3 protein-coding genes and 1 other RNA gene are annotated in these 4486 nt (G+C 67.1%); 1 reads left to right on the top strand and 3 read right to left on the bottom strand.

Annotated features, from left to right (window positions below):
- On the top strand, positions 1–469 hold a 469-nt coding region (locus CVM52_RS23855), incomplete at its 5' end, for a DUF938 domain-containing protein (protein WP_100164819.1).
- Positions 470–472: 3 nt separating this feature from the next.
- Here the strand turns inward: CVM52_RS23855 and CVM52_RS23860 are convergent.
- The 3 genes from CVM52_RS23860 to rnpB form a co-directional block, all read right to left on the bottom strand.
- Entirely contained in the window at positions 473–1111 is a 639-nt protein-coding gene (locus CVM52_RS23860; protein ID WP_100164820.1) for a Hint domain-containing protein, read from the bottom strand.
- A 93-nt stretch (positions 1112–1204) separates the two neighbouring features.
- Positions 1205–3712: a GcvT family protein gene (locus CVM52_RS23865; protein ID WP_100164821.1), complete on the bottom strand. Its 2508-nt coding sequence runs from the start codon at positions 3710–3712 to the stop codon at positions 1205–1207.
- Between the two features lie 116 nt (positions 3713–3828).
- An RNA gene (rnpB, locus tag CVM52_RS23870) (RNase P RNA component class A) lies at positions 3829–4229 on the bottom strand.
- Positions 4230–4486 lie beyond the last annotated feature (257 nt).

Consider the following 4486-nt stretch of genomic DNA (forward strand, 5'->3'; position numbering starts at 1 on the left):
CGCCCGCCTGCCCGGCCTGCACTGGCAGCCGACCGAGATCGACCCGGCCCGCCGCACCAGCATCGACGCCTATCTGGCCGAGGCCGGGCTGGCCAATACCGCCCCCGCGCAGGACCTGGACGCGACCCGGCCGGGCTGGGGCGCCGACCACGCGGGACAGGCGCTGATCCTACTGGTCAACCTGCTGCACCTGATCAGCGCGGCCGAGGCGCAGATCCTGATCACCGAAGCGGCAACGGCGCTGTCCCCCGAAGGGCTGTTCCTGGTCTACGGCCCGTTCATGCGGACCGGAGAACTGACCAGCGAGGGCGACAGGACGTTTCATGCCAGCCTGACGGCGCAGGATGGTGAAATCGGCTATAAGGACGATGGAGAGATCATCGCGATGATGCAGGCGGCCGGGCTGGACCTAGTCCGGGTGGTTGAAATGCCGGCCAACAACCTGGCGCTGGTGGCCCGCCGGCCCTGAGGCTCAGGCGTAGAAAGGCAGGTATTCCACCTCGGCGGCGATCGGGAACTCGGCGGCGGGATAGGCATCCGGCGCCTCGCGCAGTTCGGGGTAGCGTTCTTCCAGCGCATCGCGCATCTCGCCGCCCAGCGCGGCGATGGCGGCGGCATCGGGCAGAAAGCTTTCCACCGGCAACCCGTTGGCGGCCAGCACCTGGTGACGGTCGAAGACCAGCTGGTAGAAGGTCACGCTCTCCATCGCGCTGTCGGCATAGATGGCATCGCTGCTGCCGGCGATCTTGCGCGCCTCGGTCAGCACGCAGGTGGTGTCGGGCATGCCGGCCAGGCGGAAACCGGGGATCAACAGCCGGTGATCGGGCGCCACCAGCAGGTCGCGCTGGGGCATCATCGGGCCTACGGCGCGCGGCTTCAGCCGGATCGGCGCCAGGTCGGGGCACAGGCGCATCTGCTCGCGGGTGACGCGGCGTTTCCACACCATCTGCACCGGTTGCAGGCCGCTGCGGGTCACGATCAGGTCGCCCGGGCGCACGATCTCGATGCGCCGCATGCCGCAGGGGGTACGCAGGTTGGCGCCTTCGCAGATGCCGCCGGTGAACCGGGTCGGGACCATCTCGGGCAGTTCGATCTTTCCCTGGAAACTCACCGATGCGCTCCTGTTTTGCGAGTGTCTGGTGAGTCTACGCAGGACTGCGGCGGAAATGCGGAACTTCTATGCCGGGCTTGGGGCCGGTGCGGGTTATCCCTGCTGCGGGCAGCTGTCCTTTCGGATTGTCAGGTTTTTCGGATCATAGGGGCTGTCCTCGGTGATCTCGGCCGGCCACAGCCGGTCAAACATCTTCACCATCAACCGGGTGCCGGGCACCGCCAGATCCGGCGTCACATAGCCCATGCCGATGGACTTGCCGAAGGCCACCGAATAGCCGCCCGAGGTCAGCCGACCGACCTTGGTATCGCCGTGATACAGCGCCTCGCGCCCCCAGGGGTCGGCATCGTCGGGCCCGTCAATCAGCAGGGTGACACATCTCGCCCGCACCCCCAGCGCCTGCATCGCCGCCTTGCCGCGAAACTCTTTCGACAGGTCGACAAATCGCGGCAGATCGGCCTCCAGCGGGGTGGCGTCGCGGCCCAGTTCGGTGCCGAAGGCGCGATAGCTTTTCTCCTGCCGCAGCCAGTTCTGCGCCCGTGCGCCCACCAGCTTCAGCCCATGCGCCGCACCGGCCGCCATGATCTGGTCCCACAGGTAATTCTGCATCTCGATCGGATGGTGCAGCTCCCAGCCCAGCTCGCCGGTATAGGCGACGCGGATGGCGCGCACCGGGCACATGCCCAGCTCGATCTCGCGCATGGAAAGCCAGGGGAACCGCGCATTGGACAGCGCCGTCTCGGGCGCGGCATCCCGAACCAAGGCGTTCAGCACATCGCGCGATTTCGGCCCGGCAATGGCGAAGACGCCCCATTGCGTGGTGACGTCCTGGATCTCGATATAGCCGAACTCGCCCGCCTTGTCGGCGGCCGACTTGCGCAGGTAATCGGCGTCATAGGCCGTCCAGGCGCCGGCGGAGACCAGGTAATATTCCTCCTCGGCCAGCCGCACGATGGTATATTCGGTGCGCGTGGTGCCGGCATCGGTCAGCGCATAGGTCAGGTTGATCCGGCCCACCTTGGGCAGCTTGTTGCAGGTGAACCAGTCCAGGAAGGCAGTCGCGCCCGGCCCCTTGACCACATGTTTGGTAAAGGCGGTGGCATCGATCAGGCCGACGCCCTCGCGGATCGCCCTGGCCTCCTCCACCGCGTATTGCCACCAGCCGCCGCGGCGAAAGCTGCGCGCCGCATGATCGTCGAACCCCTCGGGCGCATAGTAGTTCGGCCGTTCCCAGCCGTTGACCTGGCCGAACTGCGCCCCCTGCGCCTTCTGCCGGTCATAGGCCGGCGCGGTGCGCAGCGGCCGCGCCGCCTCGCGCTCTTCGTCCGGGTGGTGCAGGATGAAGACGTGGGAATAACATTCCTCGTTCTTCTGCACCGCGTATTCGCTGGTCATCCACGAGCCGTAGCGCTTGGGATCCAGCGCCGCCATGTCGATCTCGGCCTCGCCCTCGACCATCATCTGCGCCAGGTAATAGCCGGTGCCGCCCGCCGCGGTGATGCCAAAGGAAAAGCCCTCGGCCAGCCACATGTTGCGCAGGCCCGGCGCCGGCCCGACCAGCGGGTTGCCGTCCGGCGTATAGCAGATCGGCCCGTTGAAATCGTCTTTCAGGCCCAGCGTCTCGGTGGTCGGGATCCGGTGGATCATCGACATGTATTCTTCCTCGATCCGCTCCAGATCGAGCGGGAAGAGGTCGGCGCGGAAGCTGTCGGGCACCGCATATCTGAACCGCGCCGGCGCGCCCTGCTCATAGGGGCCGAGGATCCAGCCCTTGCGTTCCTCGCGTACATACCACTTGGCATCGGCGTCGCGCAGCACCGGGTGTTCCGGATGGCCCGCCGCGCGCCACTCCTGCAAGGCCGGGTCGGGTTCGGTGACGATATACTGATGTTCGACCGGGATCGCCGGAATCTTGAGCCCCAGCAGCTGTGCCGTGCGCTGCGCATGGTTGCCGGTGGCGGTCACCACATGTTCGGCAGTGATCACCGCGGTGTCGTCCGAGGGCACCAGGTTGCCGCCCTTCTCGACCATCCTGGTGACCGTGACCTTCCATTCCGACCCGGTCCATTCATAGCCGTCGACCTGCCAGCGGCGCTCGATCGTGACGCCGCGCTGGCGGGCGCCCTTGGCCATCGCCTGGGTCACATCGGCCGGGTTGATATAGCCATCGGTCGGATGGAAGATTGCCCCCTTCAGGTCTTCGCTGCGCACCAGCGGCCAGCGCGCCTTGATCTGCGCCGGCGTCAGCCATTCATAGGGGATGCCCACGCTTTCCGCGGTCGAGGCATACAGCATGTATTCGTCCATCCGCGCCTGGGTCTGCGCCATCCGCAGGTTGCCGACCACCGCAAAGCCGGCATTCAGCCCGGTTTCCGCCTCCAGCGTCTTGTAGAACTTCACCGAATAGTCGTGGATATGCGAGGTCGCATAGCCCATGTTGAACAGCGGCAGCAGACCGGCGGCATGCCAGGTCGAGCCCGAGGTCAGTTCGTCCCGCTCCAGCAGCATCACCTCGGACCAGCCGGCGCGGGCCAGATGATAGGCGATACCGGTGCCGACGGCGCCGCCGCCGACCACGAGGGCTTTGACATGGGATTTCATGGCGCTGGACTCCGCAGGGATCGGTTGAATCTGCTTTACCCGCTGGCCGCGCGCCGCGCACAACTCGCCCGACGCCTCATGGCGGGAAAGCGACATCGCGGCACCGACAGGACAATATGCGCGGAGAGCCTGTAAGCCGGATTCTGTTCAGGGGTCGCCCCCGTCGATGACCATTCCTCTGGGACGCATGTCGCCATGCGCCTCGTGCTGCCAACCCGACCCCTCTCGGCGGAAGCAGGCCTAGCGGCGGTTTCCCGGACCGAGATCCGGGACCAGTCCCGCGCGGGGGTCCTATTCGGCATTGCTCCCGGTGGGGCTTGCCATGCCGCCGCTGTTGCCAGCGGCGCGGTGGGCTCTTACCCCACCGTTTCACCCTGACCCCGGGGTGAACCGGGGCGGACTGTTCTCTGTGGCGCTTTCCGTCGGGTCTCCCCGCCCGGGCGTTACCCGGCACCGTCGCTTCCCGGAGTCCGGACTTTCCTCAGGGCCAGGGCCCTGCGGCCATCCGGCCCTCCGCGCATCAGGGCATGTGGCATCGCCCCGGCGCCGGGTCAAGCGCAGAGTCGCCTCCGGGCGCCGCAAGAGTTTCCAGGAAACTCTTGGCAAAACTATCTTGGATAGTTTTGCCCGGCCGCCGGCAGCACCGCCATATCCGCTGCCGACAGCGCCCCCTGCGCGCCGGGGCGAAAGCGCAGCCGCACCGCCGCCAGCAAGACGTCATCCGGCACCTCGGCGGTAAACCCGGCCGCCTGCGCCCGGGCGCGAAACCGCGCC

It is taken from the genome of Pseudooceanicola lipolyticus (assembly GCF_002786325.1).
In the GTDB taxonomy this organism is placed as follows: domain Bacteria; phylum Pseudomonadota; class Alphaproteobacteria; order Rhodobacterales; family Rhodobacteraceae; genus Pseudooceanicola_C; species Pseudooceanicola_C lipolyticus.

Bases quoted from the DNA above. Each gene is read 5' to 3' on its own strand.
- CVM52_RS23865 (WP_100164821.1), bottom strand. From the start codon at position 3,712: ATGAAATCCCATGTCAAAGCCCTCGTGGTCGGCGGCGGCGCCGTCGGC.